The organism is Halobacteriovorax sp. RZ-2 (genome assembly GCF_043196685.1).
Classification (GTDB): Bacteria; Bdellovibrionota; Bacteriovoracia; order Bacteriovoracales; family Bacteriovoracaceae; genus Halobacteriovorax_A.
In genome coordinates, this window is sequence record NZ_JBEBMR010000003.1 from 330,700 (window position 1) to 350,731 (window position 20,032).

The following is a 20,032-nucleotide window of genomic DNA, read 5'->3' on the forward strand; positions in this document are numbered from 1 at the left end:
AGCTCCTTAATTTCGTTATCTTTTTAACTCTTTCTAATTACTTGTAGTGCAATGTCACTAAAGTCGTGTAGTCCTGGACTAAGATTTTTTACGTGTTCACAGGCCCAAAGAGCTCCTGCTGCAAAAATTTTACGATCCTTAGCTTCGTGTTTAATTGTAATATATTCATTTGGAGTATCAATCTTTAATTCGTGAATTCCAATAATATCTCCAGTTCTTTCACTGGTAATAGTTGAGTCTTTTTCTAACCATTCTTGCCATGAAAGGGCAGTACCACTAGGAGCATCTAATTTCTTTGTATGATGAACTTCATGGATTTCATACTTGAGATCACTAGCAGGAAAGAGAGCTTGTGCCTTGGCCGCAATACGAATCATCTCTTTTGCTAAATTCATGCCTAGGCTAAAGTTTGTGGCCTTAATCCAAGGAGCTTTTATCTTGCTAACTAACTCAGTAGTCCATGCAAAACCAGTAGAACCAGTTACTACGCAGATTCCTGACTCGCTTAATAATTTGAAATAGTGCTCTAAAAATACATCACCATTCAAAAAAGAGAGGACCATATCAAATCTATTAAGATCTTCATTCTTTAAAGGATTTTTTGAGTCAAAAACTTCTAATTCAATATGCGAATATTCTGGCGATTTACATAGTTCAATAACTTTTGAGCCAGTTTTTCCTTTTCCTAAAAGTGCAATTTTCATTAAATGAATTCCTTGTGTAATCTTTGAATTGTTCCGTCAGCATCATTCTTACCTACTAAGAAACAAAAATTATGCTTACTGGCACCTAAGCAAATCATACGAACATTAATTCCATCAATTGCGTTAAAAATTCGTGCTGCAATATTTGGTGTGTGATTGATTTCATTTCCAATAAGACTTACTAATGTTAAGTCCTTTTCTACTTTTACGCTACAAAGCTGGGATAAACGATCAATAATCTTCTTATTTAATAAAGCACTATCATCTAAAGTAAGTGCAACTGAAATTTCTGAAGTTGTGATTGAATCAATACTGACTTTAAACTCGTTAAAGATCTTAAAAATTTCAAATAAGAAGCCATGTGCTTGAAGCATTTTTGGCGTTGATAATGTGACCAGGCTTTGCTCACGCCTTAAGGCCATGGCACGAATTAACGGCGCAGACTGAGTCTGAGCTTTAATCCATGTACCTGGTTCATTAGGTTCATAGCTCGATCCAACAAAGACCTTAATCCCAGCACGTAAGGCCGGAGTTAAGGTCGTTGGATGAAGTATTTTTGCACCAAAAGTTGCCAGCTCGGCCGCTTCAGAAAATGTTATTTCGTTTAAAAGTTTTGCTTCTTTAACAATTCGTGGATCTGTTGTTGCAATACCTGCAACATCTGTCCAAATTTGAAGAGTGTCAGCACCCATGGCCTCTGCAACGAGGGCCGCTGAATAATCAGAACCACCACGTCCTAATGTTGTTGTTAGACCTTCACTAGTTGCGCCAATGAAACCCTGTGAAACATAGACAATATCGCCATATTTTGCGTTTACCAATAACTGGTCTGCACGGGCCCTTGTCGCCTCAATATCAGGAGAGGCCTTTGTAAAGCTATCATCCGTTACAAGGACTTGGCGAATATCAAATAATTCAACTTTCTTATTTGAAGCTGACTGTTCATTAATACGAGCGAGAACTTCGCTGAAGACAAGGGAAGAAAGTCGCTCACCAAGACTAACAAGTGAGTCATAAGCACGATCTGAGCATTCTCTTAGAAGAAGCATTCCCTTGGCGATCATATTCACTTCTGAAAGAAGTTGGGTAACGTCATCTCTTAGGTCTTCTGAAGCTTGCATTTCTTGGAGGATATCACGATGCTTATTTTCAATTTCGTGAATCAACTCATTAACTCGGGCCTCGTCACCAGCAGGTGCTTTCTTTGAGATCTCCACAAGCAGGTTCGTAACACCGTAGACGGCCGAAACGACGACCATGTTGGCGCCCTTATTGACACTAATCTGTGCACTACGAGTCATGGCCTCTAGATTTGCCATGGATGATCCACCAAATTTCGCAACAATAACTTCATTTGTTTGAGTTGACATAAGTCTCCAAAGTAAAAACGTTTAAAGTTTTAAAATTAAGATAATTGTATGTAGGAGAATAAAGAAATGCAAAAAACATCTAGCTAAAAGAAATAAGCTAACATTTGCATTTGAAGCTCTCCACATAACTAAATCCTAATTTCGTTAATTAAAATTTACTATATGACAGTCCTAAGGCTTCTCCCTTAGTGACCAATAAGACGAGCTGCACACTCTGGCCTTATTTCGGCAATATTCCCATTGTGTTGACTGATAACGGACTAAAATAGTTGTGCACCCTTATCAACACGCTCTGAACACTGCGCCTCTTCAATTGAAATTAATTGTAGTGGATAGACACATTGATGTCTATACATTTATAATTTTGGCCATAATTAAATAAAAAAGGCCGTAGCCTGTGGAGATACATATGAAAAAAGTAGGAATTATTGGTTGGCGTGGAATGGTAGGTTCAGTTCTTTTAGAACGAATGGAGAGCGAAGGAGACTTTGCCAAGATTGATCCTTATTTCTTTTCAACTTCTCAAGCAGGACAAGCTGGGCCACTTCTTTACAATGCGACCCATACTCTTAAGGATGCAAATAATATCTCTGAGCTTGCAGATATGGATATTATCATCTCTTGCCAAGGTGGTGATTATACAAAGCAAGTACGCCCAGAGCTAGAAAAGGTAAATTGGCCAGGCTTTTGGATTGATGCCGCTTCGGCAAAGAGAATGGATGATGACTCTCTCATCATTCTTGATCCTGTAAACCGCGATATAATTGATAAGGCCCTTAACGATGGAATTAAAAACTTCGTAGGCGGAAACTGTACCGTTAGTTTAATGCTTATGGGAATTGGAAGTCTCTTCCAGGAAGGCCTTGTTGAATGGATGAGTGCAATGTCTTATCAAGCAGCTTCAGGTGGTGGCGCTCGCCACATGAAAGAGCTTCTAACTCAAATGGAAGTCATTGGAAATATGGCCAAGCCTCTAATGGATGGGCCAATTCTACAACTCGATCAAAATATCTCAAATCTCTTAAAAAGCAATGAACTTGATAGTGATTGCTTTGGTGTGCCTCTAGCACTTAACTTAATCCCTTGGATTGACAGTGCTGTCGAAGATGGCCAGACACGCGAAGAATGGAAAGCATTTAGCGAAACAAATAAAATTCTTGGACGATCAGAGAACCCAATTGCTATTGATGGAACATGTGTAAGAGTTGGTGCATTGAGATCACATTCTCAAGCTCTAACAGTTAAACTCAATAAGTCTGTTGATCTAAAAACAATTGAGGATATGATTAAGAACTTTTCTGAGTATACTGAGTTTGTTGAAAACACACCTGAGGCCACTCGTGAAAAGCTTAATCCACGCTATGTTTCAGGAACGCTTAAAACGACGGTTGGCCGAGTTCGTAAGATGCACATGGGGGATGAGTACCTAAATATCTTTACAAGTGGTGACCAACTTCTTTGGGGAGCAGCAGAGCCATTAAGAAGAATGCTTAATATCGTGCTATAATAGTTTTATGGAATTAGATTATAATAAATTAGTTAAAGATTTTTATGAAAATGGCTTTTGCATTGTCGAAGGCCTTTTTGATTACTCTGAGATAAAACGCATCAAGCGCTCTTTTGATAATCTATACGAGGCATCTCAAACGATTGATGAAACGCAGATGCTAAAGTTAGCACAATTCGTTTTTGACAAGACTGCACTAAACCGTATCGTTTGGTGTGGTGGCTATGATGAACATCTTCTTGATATTGGTGCTGACAAGAAAATCTTAAGTGTTGTGAGTAGGATTTTAGAATCAAACGAAATGGTTCAGCTTATTAATCAGGCACACTTTAAGCTACCTGGACAAATTGTCGAATTCAAGTGGCATCAAGATAGTGAACATCGTCGTTATGGTACGGAGATGTGGGAGGATGTCGATGGGCGTGGAAGCTATGTTCAAACTGTTATGGCCATTGATGATATGAATTCTCTTAATGGGCCTCTTAAGTTCATCCCAAAATCACATCTTCAAGGTCATCTTAATTACAAAGAAAACCCAAGTATTATTGATGAACTTCTTGAAAAACTTCCAGCTATTGATCTTAAACTTAAGGCCGGAGATGTTGCCTTCTTTGGGCCATATACATTTCACTCATCATCACTTAATAAAACAGATTCACCTCGAAGAGTTTTAATTAATGGTTATGCACAACCAGGTGCCAATAAGAGAGAGTATCCTGGAGCTGGTTATGGAAGGCGTCTTACACTTTAAGTTTTTAACTTTAATTCACGATTATTAAGTTCATCGCTATCTTCCTTGCGCTATATTGTGACTAAGCACACAATAAAACGAGGAAATAGCGATGAGCAAATCAAGTTATCAAAAGTATCTTTTTCCTGCCTTAGGGGTAGTCCTTGCTATCTCTTGGATATCGACTGTTACTTATCTTGTACAAACAAATACTCCTGAAAGTTATCGAACGCATCTTTCTCAAGCGGCCATCGATAAAATCTACTACGGAAAGGAACGTGGTGGTGGCGAGAGATCAATTGCTTCTGTTCCGGTTAAAGATGACCCACTTTTAAAAGAGGCCTATTCACTTGGTTTAAATGCTTATCTTTGGGGTTCAACACTTGTGAGAATGGAAAATATCGCGCGCACTTATACAGACGTCACTCAGAAGCAGTCAGAGACAAGTTACCGTGCTCCATTAAACGAATTCGGCCACTCGAGACGCTTGCCTGGGCCAAATGATACAGATATGCCAACGGCCAATCAAGACACACTTTATTCAAGTGCTGTCCTAGACTTAAATCAGTCGCCAATGGTTCTTTCTGTTCCAGCAATCAAGGACCGCTACTATGTGATTGATGTCTTCGATATGTGGCATAACTTAATAAAGTATGTAGGGACGAGAACAACCGGGACGAATGCACAGAAGTACTTAATTGTAGCGCCAAATACCAGTGAGATGTACAAGAACAACAAAGGCCTTTCAGGGCTCACAATCATTGAGTCACCAACATCTAAAGTTTGGCTTTGGGGACGCACACAGATTTTGAAGTCAGATGATATGGATAAGGAACTTGCAGAGGTTCATAAGATTCAAGATAATTATAAGCTTACTGAACTAGATGAATACTTGGGAAATAAAAAGCGAGTGCGTATTTATCCGCTGGAAAAGCGTATTGGAAGTGATAGTGATCCACTAAGATTCTTTCAAGAGCTTGGAGAGTATATAAAGGTAAATCCTGTTAGTGATAAAGAGAAGGCCCTATTTGGACAATTTAAAAAGATTGGCCTTACTAAGGACGGTTTTAAGAAAGAGATGCTGTCACAGGCCGTTCAAGATGTCCTAGTGCAAGTGTTAAATGATGGCCCTCAAGTCGCGGCCGCACAAATCAGAAACCCTGCTAATACGAAATTTGCCAATGGTTGGAGCTATGTCTTTGGTCTCGATAATTTTGGGGATGATTATGCGTTACGCTCGATGGTTTCCCATCCATACCTAGGAGGGCAAGGCGAGAAGGAGGCCTTATATCCGCTGGCAGAGGTCGATATAAAGGGTAATAAGCTTGCTGGCTCTAAAATGTATCGAATTCGCTTTAAGAGTGAACCTAAGGTTGGAGCATTCTGGTCTGTCACAGTATATGATAGCGTTAGCAAAATGCTCATTAAGAATGATCTCGAACGTTATTCATTAAATAATAGCAGTAATCTAACTAAGAAATCTGATGGCTCGTTTGACTTATATCTTTCAAATCGTATGCCTATGGATGAAAAGCAGAAGGCCAATTGGCTGGCAACTCCAAAAGGGAATTTCTATGTCATTATGAGATTATATATTCCATCAAAAGAGATCCTCGATTTAAAATGGAAGGTTCCAGGCATAGAGGCAGTTGAACCAAAAGTGATCTCAATGAAGTAGGTGGTGTTATGGTTTATAAGAACTTTTTTAAGATCAGAAATACTATCCTATCAGTCGTGGCCATCATCTTATGGGTGGCCATGATTACTTATATGATTGTAGAGCGCGATAAGCTCGATCGTGAACCTGCGTCGGCTTCAGAAAAACAACAAGAGAAGCGAAAGCCCAAGCCTCATAGCCTCTATCGTAACTAGTGACTCATTTTTTTACACCTATGTAGAAATGTTAGAATCTTCAAGAAGAACGCTAGGTTTTGTTATATTTGGCCTATGCGTTTCTTATTACTACTTATTCTATTCTCAATATTCAGTGTGAATTATTCCTATGCTCAGGATTATGGCCTGCTTGATTTTGATAATGGAGTGTTGTCAAAGAGAAACGTTGATAATTACCTAAGGCCATTTCAAACAGATGGTTGCTCATCAATTTCACCTCAGGGAACATTTAATGCTCCTAAACTGTGGCAACACTGCTGTGTCGAGCATGATGTTAGTTACTGGATGGGTGGAACTCTAATGGAAAAAATAAAGGCCGACGAAGAGCTCAAGCAATGTGTTTCAGATGTATTCTCGAGTATTTTTGGTAAGGCCATGCAGGTTGCAGTCTATATTGGTGGTAATCCATCATTTCACACAGGCTACGCTTGGGGCTATGGCTGGAACCATATTAGAGGCTATCACGATCTTTCAACACAGGATAAGTATGAAATTTCTAAGAAGATGCCTGAGGACCCACAAGGGCAAGAAATCGTTGAACTAGGTTTTGATAAAGAAAGAATTCCACTTAAGAATGATAATCTTTGCTTAGAAGAGGTGAATGATTTTCTTGAAAAGCGTATCAAGAAAATAGTTAATATCAATGTCATTGAAGAAATCGATACATTCTTTTCCACTGGCTTCTTTATCGAAGCGGATAATTGTAAGGGAACAATCAGGGCCATTATGCGAAGAACTGTTAGTCATAATGACTGCCGTGATATTCCATTTGAAAACAAGTGGAGTCGAACAATTCGAAGTATTGAGGCCACTGGAGAGTGTGCTGAGGTTTACGGCGAACAACACACTCTTAGAAGGTAATTAAGCTTTCTTTCCAATATACTTGGCAAAATAATCATCCATCTTATGCTTAACCTTTGGTGCCAACCAAATTGTGGCAATCATATTTGGAATGGCCATAAGGGCAAAGCCAATATCCATCGCATTGACCATATCATCTGGAGCAGAGATTGCACCTAGAAGTACTGTTGAAGCGTAAAAGATTGCGAAGGTTAATCTTGCACCTAAGAGAGGCACTCCACCAAAGAGGAAATCCCAACACTTCTCACAATAATTTGAGCATCCGATAATAGTCGAAAGGGCAAAGAGGATAATTGATAAACCTAGTAAGTGAGATCCCATGACACCAAAATTCTTCACAAAGGCCATTTGAGTGATAAGAACGCCATTTGATTCTTGCAATTCTTGTGGAGTAAGTGAGCTTAAGATTACGATTGAAGTCATCGTACAAACGATAATGGTATCGATAAATGGGCCAATCATTGCCACGAGTCCTTCGGCCACTGGCTCGCTTGTTTTAGCATTTCCGTGGGCCAAAGGTGCTGAACCTACACCGGCCTCATTTGAGTAAGTTGCTCTTTTAATACCTGTCTTAAAGATGTGTACAACGGCCAGTCCTGAAACTCCTCCAGCGGCAGCTCGTCCATTGATGGCCTCATTAAATATGAGATAGAATACATCCATAACACTTGAAAGATTCATGAAAATAATGGCAACAGCACAACCAACATAGAGCAAGCACATCGCGGGAACAATTTTAGAAGTCGCCCCTCCAATTCTTCGAACACCACCCATAAGGATGTAGATGATCAAGAGTGCAGCTGCAATCCCAGTTATATAAGTTGGGATACTGTAATTGCTTTCAATGAAGGTTGCCATTTGATTGGTGTTAAAAATACCAAGGGTACCAATTAGGCCGGCCAGGGCAAAGAAGTAGGCCAAAAAGTGCATATACTTTGGAAGGGCCTCTATAATAGTATACATCGGTCCACCTTGGATTTCACCGTGGTGGTCATTTTTTCGATACATAACTGATAGGGTACACTCAAAGAATTTCGTATTCATCCCAATAAGTGCACCAACCCACATCCAAAAGATCGCTCCAGGTCCACCTTGAGAAATGGCCACAGCAACACCTGCAACATTTCCCATACCTACCGTAGAGGCCAGGGCATTTGTCAGGGCCTTAAAGTGTGAAATCTGTCCTTTACTCTCATCATCATGAGCGTGGTGATACTTTCCTGCAATAAGCTTTAGCGCATGCATGAAGCCGGCAAGCATTTTAAAGCGAGAGATGGCCACAAGATATAAACCACCACCAACAAGCAACATCACTAATGGTAGGCCCCAGAGGATATCTACAGTTTGCGCAAGAAATACAGAAATATCCATATAATTCCCTATGATAATTGAGTAATAAAACTTATTTAAAATTTTTCCACAAAATGACATAAATGGCCAATTACTTTACGGCCCATTACGAGTTTACAAAATTAACCATAATTAAGGCAAAGGAATCTATATTGAGCGATATGAGATTAATCCTAAGCTTATGCTTTTTAACCATATTCTTATCTTGTCATAATCAAGATCGCGATCTTGTTACCATAACGTCAAATAAGATGATTTACGGTGAAGATAATCGCCGTGAAGTAAGTAAGAGTATAGTCTCAGATGCCACAGCGGCCATAATTCATAAAGATAACTTGGGACGCTTTGAGAGCATTCAAGAGCGCTCAAACTTATGTGCCTATGAAAGATTTGCCAAACAAAACTCAATTGGAGAATGTAGCTCCTTTCTAATTTCTAAAGATAAGATGATGACCGCTGGCCACTGTGTTTTTCTAAACGAAGGTGATCAGTATAATTTTTGCGAAAACTTTGTTTTCGTTTTTGACTACACAAATGGAAACTCGAATTACAAGAAGGTTTATGAGTGTGAAAAGGTAACTCATATTCTCTTTGATGTGGAAGAAGAAGCGGATGTCGCTATTATTAAATTAAAAGAGGCCGTAGAGGATGTGAATCCCTTAAAGCTTTCAAATCATTTCCAAGAAGGGGAAAAGCTTTTAACTGCTGGCAGTCCTCTTGGTGCTCCTTTAAAATTAGTCGATCAAGGGCAAGTTGAATACGATAACGGCCAAACCTTAGAGTATAATCTCGATGTCTTTGGTGGAAACTCAGGCTCTGCCATTTATAGTGTTGAGCAAAATGCTGTTATTGGAGTTCACACATTCGGTTCAGGCTGGTCTCTTACAAGAGATAATGAAAATAATTGTATACGCTATAATCGCTGCTCACAAGACTCACAGGACCCTCAATGCATGAGTAAGGGCGGCTTTGCTGGTGGTATGCCAATACGTGAAGTTCCAGCTTATTTTCTCAATGACCTAAATTAATAAAGTTGGCATTCTAGTTGCATCATATACCCCTAAGAAATCATTGAGAGAGGTATAAGGTGTTTAAATCTAAATTTCTACTAGCAATTCTTTTGACAGTGACTATTTTTTCGACACAAGTGCTGGCCAGGCCAATGCACAGTGGACCGATCAGTTCCCGCGCCGATGAAGAATGGGGAAATGAAGAAGCACTGGTTTCACTTAAGTGGCCTCTTAAGTTTCTGCGCTATGATTTACAAGATCTGCTTGTTGGTGATGGAAAAGGAAGCTTTAAAGAAATTACGACGATCGATCTCGATCCAATTAATCGCACATTTCACCTTGATGCCACTGTGATTATTCCAGACTCAATGCTCTTATCAATGGAAGACAAGGCCGGTGATAAGCTCTTAAATGAACATTCAATCTCACTCGTTCTAGGATTTCCTCCATATGTACGTGGCCAATATGTTGAGCTCAGTATTGAAAAATTTGTCTTAGATGATGTTGATTATACAAATGGTATGCATATTGTAACAAATGTGACGGCGGCACTTTTAAGAAACCGAAGCCTGCTAAATTACTTTATGGCCGACGATAAGGCTCCAACAGATTATTCTGATGAAGATCTTTCTAAAGTCATTAAAGATTTATTTGATAACGAAGAAATCGTTTTAAAAGATAACCGAGTACGCCTGCGTTTTAACTTCATGAAACTCTCCGGCCTGACTCGTTACCGCGACCTTGAGAATCTTCAGGTTTGGTATATTGGGCCAAAGAAATTAAAAGGAACAAAGCAAGGGGCATCTTTCTTAATTGAAGGTGGAATTGGTAACCCTTCGCTAAGTTATATTAAAGGCGTTAAGGCAGAAGGAAAAGTTGCTGCTGATGAGCTTAAAAAACTCCGTGAACAAGAATATAAGACATATGGTTTTAATGCAGAGACAGAGCTTAGACTCTCCAAAATGCATTCAAGATTTTTAGAGGCAACAGGAATCTATAATTGGAATGATCGCGAAAGAATGATCATTAATGAGATACTAAAAACATCTATTTCAAAGGCGAGAAAAGCATTAAGCCTTAAGGATCTCTATTTTATTGATGAGCCACAGCTTGCTAATATTAAATTCTTTGAGCAAGCAGATGAGTTTCTAAGGGTTTCTATTGCGGATCTAAAGCTTAGACACGTTGTGGATATGGAAACTCGAAATGGAGGACGCAAAGGCCCAGAGATGCCATTTGTGAACTCTCGTATCTCACAAAATGCTGTCTCACAATTTACTAATTTCTTCCGCGACTTCAAACTGATTGATAAGGAGCCACTATTTAAAGAATTAGATGTCGTTCTTGCTCCTCATTTACCTGGCGTAATCTTAAGAGGACGTGTCAATCTTGAACTTAATTCATTATTTGAAATGGGACTTGAAGGTGAAGGAATTGACTTTAATAATCCAGATATTCGCCTAGATAGCAAAACTTATGGAGACTCTGTTCCATTTGAGATTTCTCTTTATACGTATATGAGAGATAAAGGTGTTCTAGAGCTTGATATTAAGGATGCAACTCTTGGTAGCGGCCAAGGGCGTATCCATCTAACACCTAAGACAGATAAGGGATACTTTCTTGAAGAGTTTACGAAGCTTGCCACAGCAAATATCCTAAAGACTTACCTGATTAGTGATCCACTTGCGACTAAAGAAGACGAAGTGGTTGTTGATGAGGCCGAAGTAAAAAGAAAGCTTATTGAAAAGTTAGAAAGCTTCAAAGTGAACTTTCAGCGTACTCAGACAGTAAAGACTGAAGAACAAATCATTGCTGTTAAAAAGCTTGATCTTCAAAGTCCATTTAATTCGATTCCTGAAGAGATGACTGAAGAGAATCTTGTGGAGTTCTTTAATAATATTTTAGGAATCGATCGTCGCACAGGAAGACTTCAGATTAACTTAGACCCAACAATTCTAAGTGAAAAGATTCTCTATGCTCAAAATAATGTTCAAGTTTGGAATATTGAGCCGATCTTCGATAAATTAATGGATAAGACCTATATTGATCTGGCCATTGGACACGGTGTGAGAACAAAGGATTTCTTATCTCATATCTATAGTCGTCCAGAAAAGAAAGATAGCCTAAACTTTGTGGGAACGACAGGTGACCTAAATAACGAAGGCCCTACTGATTACTCATTTAAGATCAATCTTAGAGAATTTGAATCAATGGTTAACTCAATTCTTACGGCCTCTATTGCGCCACAGGTGAAGGATGCAAAGGCGCAACTTTCTGGCCTTGAAGAAGGAAGCGTAAATATCCTTGAGGATCTAACGGTAAGATCACAGGGAGATAATCAGCTATACTTATCAATCGCCCTTAATCAAGTTGAAAAGAAGAAGCGCTGGTTTGGTGCAAGAGTCTTTAATAATATCTTTGGCAACGAAGACAAGAATTTTGTTATTGAAAATAACCGCTCATCAATTAGTGCCAGAATCAAGCTTCATGCTGTGGCCTTAAAGGATTATAAGAAGGATCTTCTTGAAAAGAATGAAGATGAGATCTTTTTAGGAAATACACTCCTTAAGATTGAGCTTGAATCAATTGGTCGCACGGCCAAGAATGCTGGACTATTTGGATCAATTTTAAATGCCATGATAGGGGATGTGAATCTAAAGAATGGTATCGTAGGCTCAAACCTTAAAAAGCTTGTTCTAAAGATTGCAGGTCCAATGCTAAACCCTACAGATGAAAGAAATGGAAATGCAACTCTTGCAGGTTTCGCTCTTAATAATTATCTAAAAGTCTTTACGACGAAAAAAGATATCTTACTACAACTAAACCCACGCCTTGCAGGCCCTGTATGGGATCTTCTTCTTGTGCAAGATCAAGACTTTAAAGGACGCAAGATTGGTATTGGGATCGATTACCCAAGTGAGACAATAAACTTTGACTTTAAGATGGTCTTTAATCCATCAACAGTTGATAAGCATGAGCTTTACCTGATCATGAAAGAGGCAAATGAGATCTCTCAATCTGTGAAAGATGGAAAGCTTAAGACGCCAGCTGATTTCTTAATGGCATATGATCGTCTCTTTTATAATAGTGACATCACAAAGCTTTCACTAAAGCATCGTCTTATGAAGGTTATTAATAGCTACAATGCACTTTCAGTCTTAAATGACGAGGACACTCATGCAGATAATTACTCAACAACAGGTGCCGAGCTTATGCAAATTGCAACTGCTGCAAAGGTCTTAAGAGACGCCTTAACGAGAATAAGTGATCTTAAGCATCCAAGTAGCGTTAGCTCTTATGCAGATAATGCACACAGGGTTTTAGCTGAACTTGATGAGCGCTTTATTGGGCCATATTACCGCTTATATAATAATCGTTATAAGAAGAATAACCTTAAGATTATTAATGGTGATATCACAGACTGGACGCTTTATATCCTACCTGATGCACTCTTTGCACAGAAGGCCTTTGAGTTTCTTGACTAGATTTAAGTATCTAGCGAGTAGACTCTCCAAGAATATAATTTAGACCGAGAAAAATACTTTCACGATAGCCTCTTTTCGTTAAGGGGCTATCTTCTACCGCAGAAGAATACTTCGTGTACGAATAGAAGCTATTAAGCACGTATTTCTTGCCAATAGGGTAATTTAGGATAAGCCTAGCACTTAGCTGATGAGAGGCCCCTGGAGTATATTCAGGGCGATCTGCGCGTGCTTCAGCACTCGAGACACCAAAATAGTAACGGCTCCAATTGTCACTGTACAGAGAGTATGTGACACCTGGAATAAGGACAATCTTTTCACCTTTCCAAGGCTCAATTGGAAATGCCTTAGAGACTGATACGTAGTACTTGCTGGCCTCTGAGCGCCCACTGATATCGTGAGTATAGCTAAATCTTGTCATAAACCACTTAGATGGCAGAATGAATGTTAGACCTAGATCAAGAGAACGATCACGCTCTTTTAGTCCATCGTTATATGTTCCGGCCTCGGCCTCGACTTTGTTGAAGTCTGGAGTTAGGGTTAGGCTTGTCAGGGGAAATAAACGAAAGCTTGCGGCGATTCCGCGAAATGAAAATCTCTTATAATTGTAATTAATTGAAGGAACGACAGGAATGTCGAATTTATCTCCAACTTTATAGAGTGAAGAAGAGAAACTTGTTCCAAGACCTACTTGATTGGTAGGTGCTGGCCTCTTACTTCTTTGCCTTTCTAATTCGTTGATCCTTTCGGTTCTCCCATTAGAAAAAGCAGGGGCCGCAATAACGGCCCCTAGTATGATTATTTTGAAAAATAATTTTTTACAACTTGGCAAACGTACTCGCATTCTTCTTCCGTGATATAGGCGAAACATGGCAGGTTTAAAACTGCTTTACTAATATAATCGGCATTACCGTGATCAATTGATCCAACACTGTGTGCAGGAGCACCTTCTTGCTTGCTCATGGCACCTGGATAAATTGTCCCAAATCCTACATTTGCTTCTTTAAGAGCAGCTGTAAGTCCATCTCTAAGCTCAGGCTCGATAAGGGCAACACTACAGTAACCGTTTTCACCCACGTGAGAAGGAACTGATTGCATCTTAAGAGGTAGGCCCTGAAGATTTTCTTGGTAGTACTTAACTGCCTTACGACGAGAGTCAAGTCTAGCATCGATATGCTCAAGCGATAGGTTTAGAAATAATGCTTCATAAGCACCAATTCTTGAGTTCCAACCAATTAGGCCGTGGCTATAGTGACTTGTACGCCCATGGTTAATAAGCGTGCGACAAGTATTAATTAGAGTTTCATCGTTTGAAAAGATTGCTCCAGCATCTCCAGAGGCCCCAAGAACCTTTGCAGGGTAGAAGCTTGTCGTTGAGATCTTAGCAGTTCCTAGAATCGACTCTCCATTGATTGTCGTCCCATAGCACTGAGCACCGTCTTCAATTAGCATTACGCCATTTTCTTCAGCAATTTGTCTGATTTCCATCGTATCTGGACATGCCCAACCGTATAGGTGAACAAGAATAGCGGCCTTTGGCTTAAATTTCTCAACTGCTTCCTTGAAAGTTTCCTTATCCCAGTGAAGAGTTTCGCGACTAACGTCTACTGTTGCAGGGTTTGCACCTACGTTTACAACGGCCTCAAAAGTCGCCCAAAACGTCATATCTGGAACAAGAACAACATCGTTCTTTTCAACTCCACTTGCTCTTAGAGCAATTTGGATCGCATCTGTTCCATTGGCACAACCAACTGAATACTTAGCTCCAGTCTTAGCTGCTAGCTTCTCTTCAAGCTTGTTAACTTGAGGTCCACCGATAAATTGTGTGTTATCAAATAAAGTTTCAACGCCTGAAAGGAATTCTTCACGAAACCCGTCTTCAAAGCGATTTAAAGTAATAAATGGTACGCCGTTTACTGACATATTTCCTCGCATTTTTAAGTAATTAGACACATTATAGGGGAAAGAATATGACTTAGGAATAGCGAATATTGTTAAATTTGAGTCAATATAAGGGGCAAAATAGGGGATTTTAGGCACTATTTAAGATCAACAAAATCTGTACACCACTATATATAGATTTCAACATTACTCATTGCGTTCAGATTATCTGCTATATAAATAAAATGAAAACAATCCTACTTGCACTTACTTCACTAATTTCAACTAATTTACTTGCCTCTAGTGTGATCACTTCAGAGGGAGAGTTTCGTGAGGTCATCGAGAGTGTCCTAAATATCTACGACCAGCATTTACCACAGGGGAAGAATCGCCAAGTCGATATTAATTGGGAATCCAAAACCCTAAATGCATCAGTTGGTTATAAGAGACACTCTGAATCTGTGCGCTTTAGTTTTCACGGGGAGTTTGTTCGCAAAAACAAGCTTACAAAAGATGCTTTTGCCCTTATTGCATGTCATGAGGTTGGCCATATTATCGGTGGTCATCCGAAAGTGATGCCAACTCAAAAATACTCAAGTGAGGCCCAATCGGATTATTTTGCGACTAATGAATGCTTAAAGAAATACTTTGCCTCAAATAGCTCTGATAACTTTGAGAGGGCCGGTATTAGCGCTGAGAACCTTTCTGAGTGCAAACAAGATAAATCATGCCTAAGAGGCCTAAGTGCCATTAGAGATGCTTCTGTCATTTATCCTGGAAGCAATATCAATTCTAAGTCAGATCATGTTTCAAAAGTGACAATCTTTAATGATTACCCACAAAGTCAGTGCCGTGTGGACACACTAAAAGCAGGACTTCTAAATCAGCCAAGACCAAATTGTTGGTTTAAGTCATATCAAGCTGAGCGCTATGAATATCAGTATGACTATGAATATGAAGAGGCCCAAGGAGTCGCTGAGATCACCGAAGTAACAGCAACAGATTTCGGCTGTCATATTCGCACGAAATACCCCGATGTATGGATGGGAAGCTACTTAAACCCGCTATCTGAGAGTGAGCTTATGCTTAGAGGTGTGCGCTACGTAGGGACTAATTGTAAGTATCAGGTAGGGGATACGCTTAGTGGTGCCATGACCCTATTTCGTGGGAATCTATACCTAAATTTAAACCCAACAGATAAGTAAATCTTAAGTTTTCTTAACTATTAAGTTCGCCTCCAATTGCATAATAATTGTTAAATATTATTTACAGTTGGGGGACAAATGAAGATTTTAACGAAAATCTCTATTGCATTAACGCTTATTTCAGCAGTTTCAACAATCGCAGCAACCGTAGACTTTGGAACGACAAATCACATTGCATTTCGTTGCCAAGTAGACATCTTTGAAAAGAAGGTCAATCCAGTCTCATATCGTGCTTATGCTGGACGTCTAATTAACTCAGTATTTCACGAGCAATATAATAATATCATGGGTCCAGACCTTAAAATGCTAATGGATTATGGCAATGGCCGCGCACTTTTTTCTAACGTTATTATTGGTGGAAATGGCTATTTGAAATGGTCTGTTGTTGAAACCGATGATCATGCAATTGATATATTAGATGCTAGATGGCCTATTTCGGCCCGTGTTCTATATAGTCAAAGACATTATGACCGCGCTAAAAATCGCAAATCGCTAGGAGAGTCAAACGACCACCTGTACCGCGTCGAATGTTTTGAAATCAAACAAGCACCTGGTGACGATGATATCGTAATTGGTGTCTAAAATAGTGATTGAAAAATCCCCTTCTTTTATGAAATAATTTTTGCTTACTTATTGTTTTATAAAAGAAGGATTTTTCATGAAACTTTCCCTAATCATTTTGTCAGCTATTTTTAGCTGTTACTCATACGCGCTAAATTTTGAAAATACGGTGCAAAATACCTATGAAGCTGCGACATTAATTGGTGGTGTTGGCATCAAATGCGACAACGGCTCAAATCAGGCCGTAAAGGCCTTCGGATGTAAAACACGACATCTATATCCCGTAAGATTTGAAGACTTCATTGTGGGGCAAAATTTAGAGGCCGATAAAATCGTCGTGTCATACACGGACGAAAAAGGCAGAAAAAAATCAAAAACTCTCCGTTACGATATGACTAGTCAACGTACCAAAAAATCACTGAATCTTTGGCAGAAAAACTTGCGAAAAAAACCTGTGCTACACACGGGCAAAAATATCATAAAAATGAGCGCATATTTCAAAGGCCGTTTAGTTGAAGAAAAAACACACGAAATCTTCGTTGAAGACCTAGGCCAATTTTCATGTGGATCACAGATGTTTATCTCACGTGATATGTCAGATTGTTTTTCAGCGGCCAGAGCATGTGAGAAGTTATATCAACTAACAAATTTCTGTCGCTAGAAATAATACGAAAAAAGTGACGTTCTAAAATGGATTCTAAGAGCTTCAAATAAATTACGCGACCAAGTTGTCGCGTTTCTTGTGTTAAAAATTGCCTAGGTGAACACAGCAAAGATTGGGGTTATAATCATTATCATAAGTTATAATATGGCCTTACCCCATATAACTGATATTATATGATATAAAATATTTTCCCCTATAGCACTTAAGCCCGTCTGAAAAAGTCACTCTCTAAAAGCTTTATATCCATAAATTATTCTATGTAATTCATTATATTTTTTATCTGCGTCTTTTTGTTTCTTAAAAGAGCCTCCATGAATTTGTAAACAAGCCTTCCACTTTTTTTGTCTTGTACAAAAATTACTTCCAAAAGTATCGCCAGAATTTCGCTGACTTCTTCTTAAATGATTTTGCTTATGTGATACCCATTCTAGATTCTCGTAGAAATTATTGGCCCTGTTACCATCAATGTGATTTACACTGTCAAAGTTACCAGAGTTTTCTACATGAAATAAAGCAACTAGTCGATGTACATACATGGTCTTACTTTGATTATTTGTTAGACTTAGGGAACACTGCTCATATCCAGCTCTTGTTATCCACGAACTCAAGAGCTTAGACCTTCTTTTACTAAATATAGTCCCATCTCTATTTACAATATACTTAGAGGAAATTTCTTCTTTCAAATTATTTAAATTTTCAGTAGCAGCTGAGTAATTTTTCTTTTGTTTTCTTAATCTAAGAATATATTCAGCTACACTGAAAATTTCAGCACAGAAGTCTTTCTCATCTGTAAACATAAGTTTATGTTCTTCGTATAAGCATGTTAGTTTTTTGTATAGGATGTCCTTTGAGTCATCCATATCACCTCGCTTGATTGTATGAATAATGAAAGAATACCAACGCTTTTTAAGAGATTCAAAAACTAAGAGTATAATTTAGTTTATATTTCGCCTTGAAAATTTGCTTTAGGGGCGCCCCCTTTAACTGAATTAAAGTCTCACTCCCGTCCTTTGATAGTGAACTTCATCCATTTTTTATCAGGAACGATTACATACTGTAGAAAAGATTAAAGATGCAGAGAGAATGTTTTAATTCATTTACAAGTCCTTGAATTCAACAACCCTTACCGCAGAATCTCTATAACTGAACTCTTTGGCCTTGCCTATGTTGTTTGCTTGACTTCTTATTTTGCATAATTGTTATAACTATAAATGTTAGCCCAACCAAAATGCTAAATATCATTTCAATGTACTCACCAGTTTTTGGATTAGATGGCCTTATTAGATAAATACCTGAGACCGTATTGTTTATTCCGTGTAAAACAGCACAAACCCAAATTGAATTAGACTTTATTTTAAACCACCCCAGGGCAAAGCTCATAAAAATAATAATTAAAGGGAAAGTAATAAAAGTAGTCAGAAAAACGTTCTCTGCACCATTTACACCTCCTAGGTTTGCAGGAATATGCCAATATGCCCAAATCAATCCAACGAGAATCGTTCCCTTTAAAAAGCCGTACTTATTAGTTAAAGTATCTTGTAAATACCCTCTCCATCCAATCTCTTCTCCAAGAGTGGCCATAATTGTTGTTGGAATAGTTCCAATTAGAATTGTTATAAATAGATTCAAAGCAAGGAATGAATATGACTGCTCACCTGTCCCTAGCATTAAACCAATCTTTTTAACTTCAGCTATTCTGGAAAAATCGGGACTCAAAACAAAGCTTTCGCTATTCCATGACCCTAAATCAAGCATATAAAAACTTAGCTGTGACAGGATGTATGGCGTCAGTGCAACGATAGGCGTGAGTGCCATATATTTAAAAGAAAAAACTCTTAGATTTTTAATAACGTCTTTAGCTTCTTCACCAACTCCCAGTAGGCCAATCGCAGGAGTCCACATCGCTATAATTAGGAATAAACTATTCTTATAATAAAGAAATAATCCCTGACAAAGAAAACCACTAATAAAAGTAATTAACAAAAATTTAAAAAGCTTCTTATCTTTAATCATAGAACCTGAGTAACCATATTGCATTGAACAAACCCTTTCTTCAGATTCTCTTTCAATCTTGTTGTACTAACTAAATCTGTTACCGAAGAATTATCTTCAGCATATTTAACTGCACAGCGGGTAACTTTCTCTCCTTGTGATTTACAAAGAGCTGCAGTATCAAAAAATTGAGTAATAAGTTTTCCAAATGATGATTCGTTAGAGATATTTCCGACACACTTCACTGTTTCATAATCATACTCATGACACAACATTAGATTGTAATTAAAACCGTAAGTCGAAAGAAGTGAGCTCGTCGTAACTGCACATTCAATAGTTTCACCTGAATACTTCTTACAAGTTGCTAAATTATCCTTAAATGAATTAGGTATCCATATTGAGTTATTATCAGATAAATCTAATGAACAATTAATATCTTCTTGGCCCTCGCTTGCACAGTAGCTTACAGCTTCTTTGATATTTAAATTAGAAACTTTTTTATTCAGGTCTTTTCCGCACTCTAGTTGATCACGTGTGTAATTTAAGCATAATTCAATACCCGCTTTAATATCTCGTGGTGATAGATCTACCCCACACTTTATATTTTCAATATCTAGTGAATATTCTCGGCAAAGATTTAGCGCCTTTACTTGGGAAAGTTTCGTGTTACTTGTTGTGTTTTTAAGGATCTCAATTGAGCAATCAAATTGTTCCTGCGTTACCTCGTTTACACTTGAACAACTGTCTTGTGCTACGATACGCATCGAAAACAGTAATGAAATTGTAACTATAGAAAATTGCATAATTTTCATGAAACACTCT

Annotated in this window: 18 protein-coding genes and 1 riboswitch; of the genes, 10 read left to right on the forward strand and 8 right to left on the reverse strand. The window is 38.5% G+C overall.

What is annotated here, in order from left to right; genetic code table 11:
- Positions 1-23: 23 nt before the first annotated feature.
- On the reverse strand, positions 24-704 hold the full coding sequence (locus ABMA78_RS13130) for a 4-hydroxy-tetrahydrodipicolinate reductase (RefSeq protein ID WP_392860666.1): 681 nt from the start codon (positions 702-704) through the stop codon (positions 24-26).
- Positions 704-2,074: a lysine-sensitive aspartokinase 3 gene (gene lysC / locus ABMA78_RS13135; protein ID WP_392860668.1), complete on the reverse strand. Its 1,371-nt coding sequence runs from the start codon at positions 2,072-2,074 to the stop codon at positions 704-706. Before lysC ends, ABMA78_RS13130 begins: the two co-directional genes overlap by 1 nt.
- A gap of 105 nt (positions 2,075-2,179) precedes the next feature.
- Positions 2,180-2,392: riboswitch (Lysine riboswitch) on the reverse strand.
- 91 nt (positions 2,393-2,483) lie between these two features.
- Here lysC and asd point away from each other — a divergent pair.
- The 5 genes from asd (at position 2,484) to ABMA78_RS13160 (ending at position 7,065) form a co-directional block, all read left to right on the forward strand.
- On the forward strand, positions 2,484-3,581 hold the full coding sequence (gene asd, locus ABMA78_RS13140; RefSeq protein WP_392860670.1) for an aspartate-semialdehyde dehydrogenase: 1,098 nt from the start codon (positions 2,484-2,486) through the stop codon (positions 3,579-3,581).
- A gap of 7 nt (positions 3,582-3,588) precedes the next feature.
- Positions 3,589-4,332, forward strand: coding sequence for a phytanoyl-CoA dioxygenase family protein (locus ABMA78_RS13145; protein WP_392860671.1), 744 nt, complete (start codon positions 3,589-3,591; stop codon positions 4,330-4,332).
- Between the two features lie 91 nt (positions 4,333-4,423).
- Complete coding sequence (locus ABMA78_RS13150; RefSeq protein WP_392860672.1) at positions 4,424-5,989, forward strand: DUF1254 domain-containing protein; 1,566 nt, start codon at positions 4,424-4,426, stop codon at positions 5,987-5,989.
- Between the two features lie 8 nt (positions 5,990-5,997).
- The gene (locus tag ABMA78_RS13155) at positions 5,998-6,183 is read left to right on the forward strand and encodes a hypothetical protein (protein ID WP_392860674.1); all 186 of its coding nucleotides are present in this window, start codon (positions 5,998-6,000) and stop codon (positions 6,181-6,183) included.
- Between the two features lie 75 nt (positions 6,184-6,258).
- The gene (locus tag ABMA78_RS13160; RefSeq protein WP_392860675.1) at positions 6,259-7,065 is read left to right on the forward strand and encodes a hypothetical protein; all 807 of its coding nucleotides are present in this window, start codon (positions 6,259-6,261) and stop codon (positions 7,063-7,065) included.
- On the opposite strand, the gene ABMA78_RS13165 is transcribed toward ABMA78_RS13160, so the two are convergent.
- The gene (locus ABMA78_RS13165) at positions 7,066-8,436 is read right to left on the reverse strand and encodes an alanine/glycine:cation symporter family protein (RefSeq protein WP_392860677.1); all 1,371 of its coding nucleotides are present in this window, start codon (positions 8,434-8,436) and stop codon (positions 7,066-7,068) included.
- 140 nt (positions 8,437-8,576) lie between these two features.
- On the opposite strand from ABMA78_RS13165, the gene ABMA78_RS13170 reads away from it, so the two are divergent.
- Positions 8,577-9,443 carry a trypsin-like serine peptidase gene (locus ABMA78_RS13170; RefSeq protein ID WP_392860678.1) on the forward strand — a complete coding sequence of 289 codons (867 nt, stop codon included), beginning with the start codon at positions 8,577-8,579 and terminating at the stop codon, positions 9,441-9,443.
- Positions 9,444-9,502: 59 nt separating this feature from the next.
- The gene (locus ABMA78_RS13175; protein WP_392860680.1) at positions 9,503-12,910 is read left to right on the forward strand and encodes a hypothetical protein; all 3,408 of its coding nucleotides are present in this window, start codon (positions 9,503-9,505) and stop codon (positions 12,908-12,910) included.
- Positions 12,911-12,920: 10 nt separating this feature from the next.
- Here ABMA78_RS13175 and ABMA78_RS13180 read toward each other — a convergent pair whose 3' ends face one another.
- Together ABMA78_RS13180 and ABMA78_RS13185 are read right to left on the reverse strand one after the other, a co-directional pair.
- The gene (locus ABMA78_RS13180) at positions 12,921-13,751 is read right to left on the reverse strand and encodes a MipA/OmpV family protein (protein WP_392860682.1); all 831 of its coding nucleotides are present in this window, start codon (positions 13,749-13,751) and stop codon (positions 12,921-12,923) included.
- The gene (locus ABMA78_RS13185; RefSeq protein WP_392860684.1) at positions 13,706-14,830 is read right to left on the reverse strand and encodes a DegT/DnrJ/EryC1/StrS family aminotransferase; all 1,125 of its coding nucleotides are present in this window, start codon (positions 14,828-14,830) and stop codon (positions 13,706-13,708) included. Before ABMA78_RS13185 ends, ABMA78_RS13180 begins: the two co-directional genes overlap by 46 nt.
- Positions 14,831-15,033: 203 nt before the next feature.
- On the opposite strand from ABMA78_RS13185, the gene ABMA78_RS13190 reads away from it, so the two are divergent.
- The 3 genes from ABMA78_RS13190 to ABMA78_RS13200 all read left to right on the forward strand — a co-directional run bounded on the left by ABMA78_RS13190 (position 15,034) and on the right by ABMA78_RS13200 (position 17,215).
- Complete coding sequence (locus tag ABMA78_RS13190; RefSeq protein ID WP_392860686.1) at positions 15,034-15,993, forward strand: hypothetical protein; 960 nt, start codon at positions 15,034-15,036, stop codon at positions 15,991-15,993.
- A 78-nt stretch (positions 15,994-16,071) separates the two neighbouring features.
- Positions 16,072-16,575 carry a hypothetical protein gene (locus ABMA78_RS13195; protein WP_392860688.1) on the forward strand — a complete coding sequence of 168 codons (504 nt, stop codon included), beginning with the start codon at positions 16,072-16,074 and terminating at the stop codon, positions 16,573-16,575.
- 76 nt (positions 16,576-16,651) lie between these two features.
- On the forward strand, positions 16,652-17,215 hold the full coding sequence (locus tag ABMA78_RS13200) for a hypothetical protein (protein ID WP_392860689.1): 564 nt from the start codon (positions 16,652-16,654) through the stop codon (positions 17,213-17,215).
- A gap of 224 nt (positions 17,216-17,439) precedes the next feature.
- Here ABMA78_RS13200 and ABMA78_RS13205 read toward each other — a convergent pair whose 3' ends face one another.
- The 3 genes from ABMA78_RS13205 to ABMA78_RS13215 all read right to left on the reverse strand — a co-directional run bounded on the left by ABMA78_RS13205 (position 17,440) and on the right by ABMA78_RS13215 (position 20,022).
- On the reverse strand, positions 17,440-18,078 hold the full coding sequence (locus tag ABMA78_RS13205; RefSeq protein ID WP_392860690.1) for an HNH endonuclease signature motif containing protein: 639 nt from the start codon (positions 18,076-18,078) through the stop codon (positions 17,440-17,442).
- A gap of 277 nt (positions 18,079-18,355) precedes the next feature.
- A complete protein-coding gene (locus ABMA78_RS13210; protein WP_392860692.1) occupies positions 18,356-19,255 on the reverse strand; it encodes a CPBP family intramembrane glutamic endopeptidase in 900 nt (299 codons plus the stop codon).
- Entirely contained in the window at positions 19,228-20,022 is a 795-nt protein-coding gene (locus ABMA78_RS13215) for a hypothetical protein (RefSeq protein ID WP_392860694.1), read from the reverse strand. The genes ABMA78_RS13210 and ABMA78_RS13215 overlap by 28 nt, the downstream gene beginning before the upstream one ends.
- Positions 20,023-20,032: the final 10 nt, after the last annotated feature.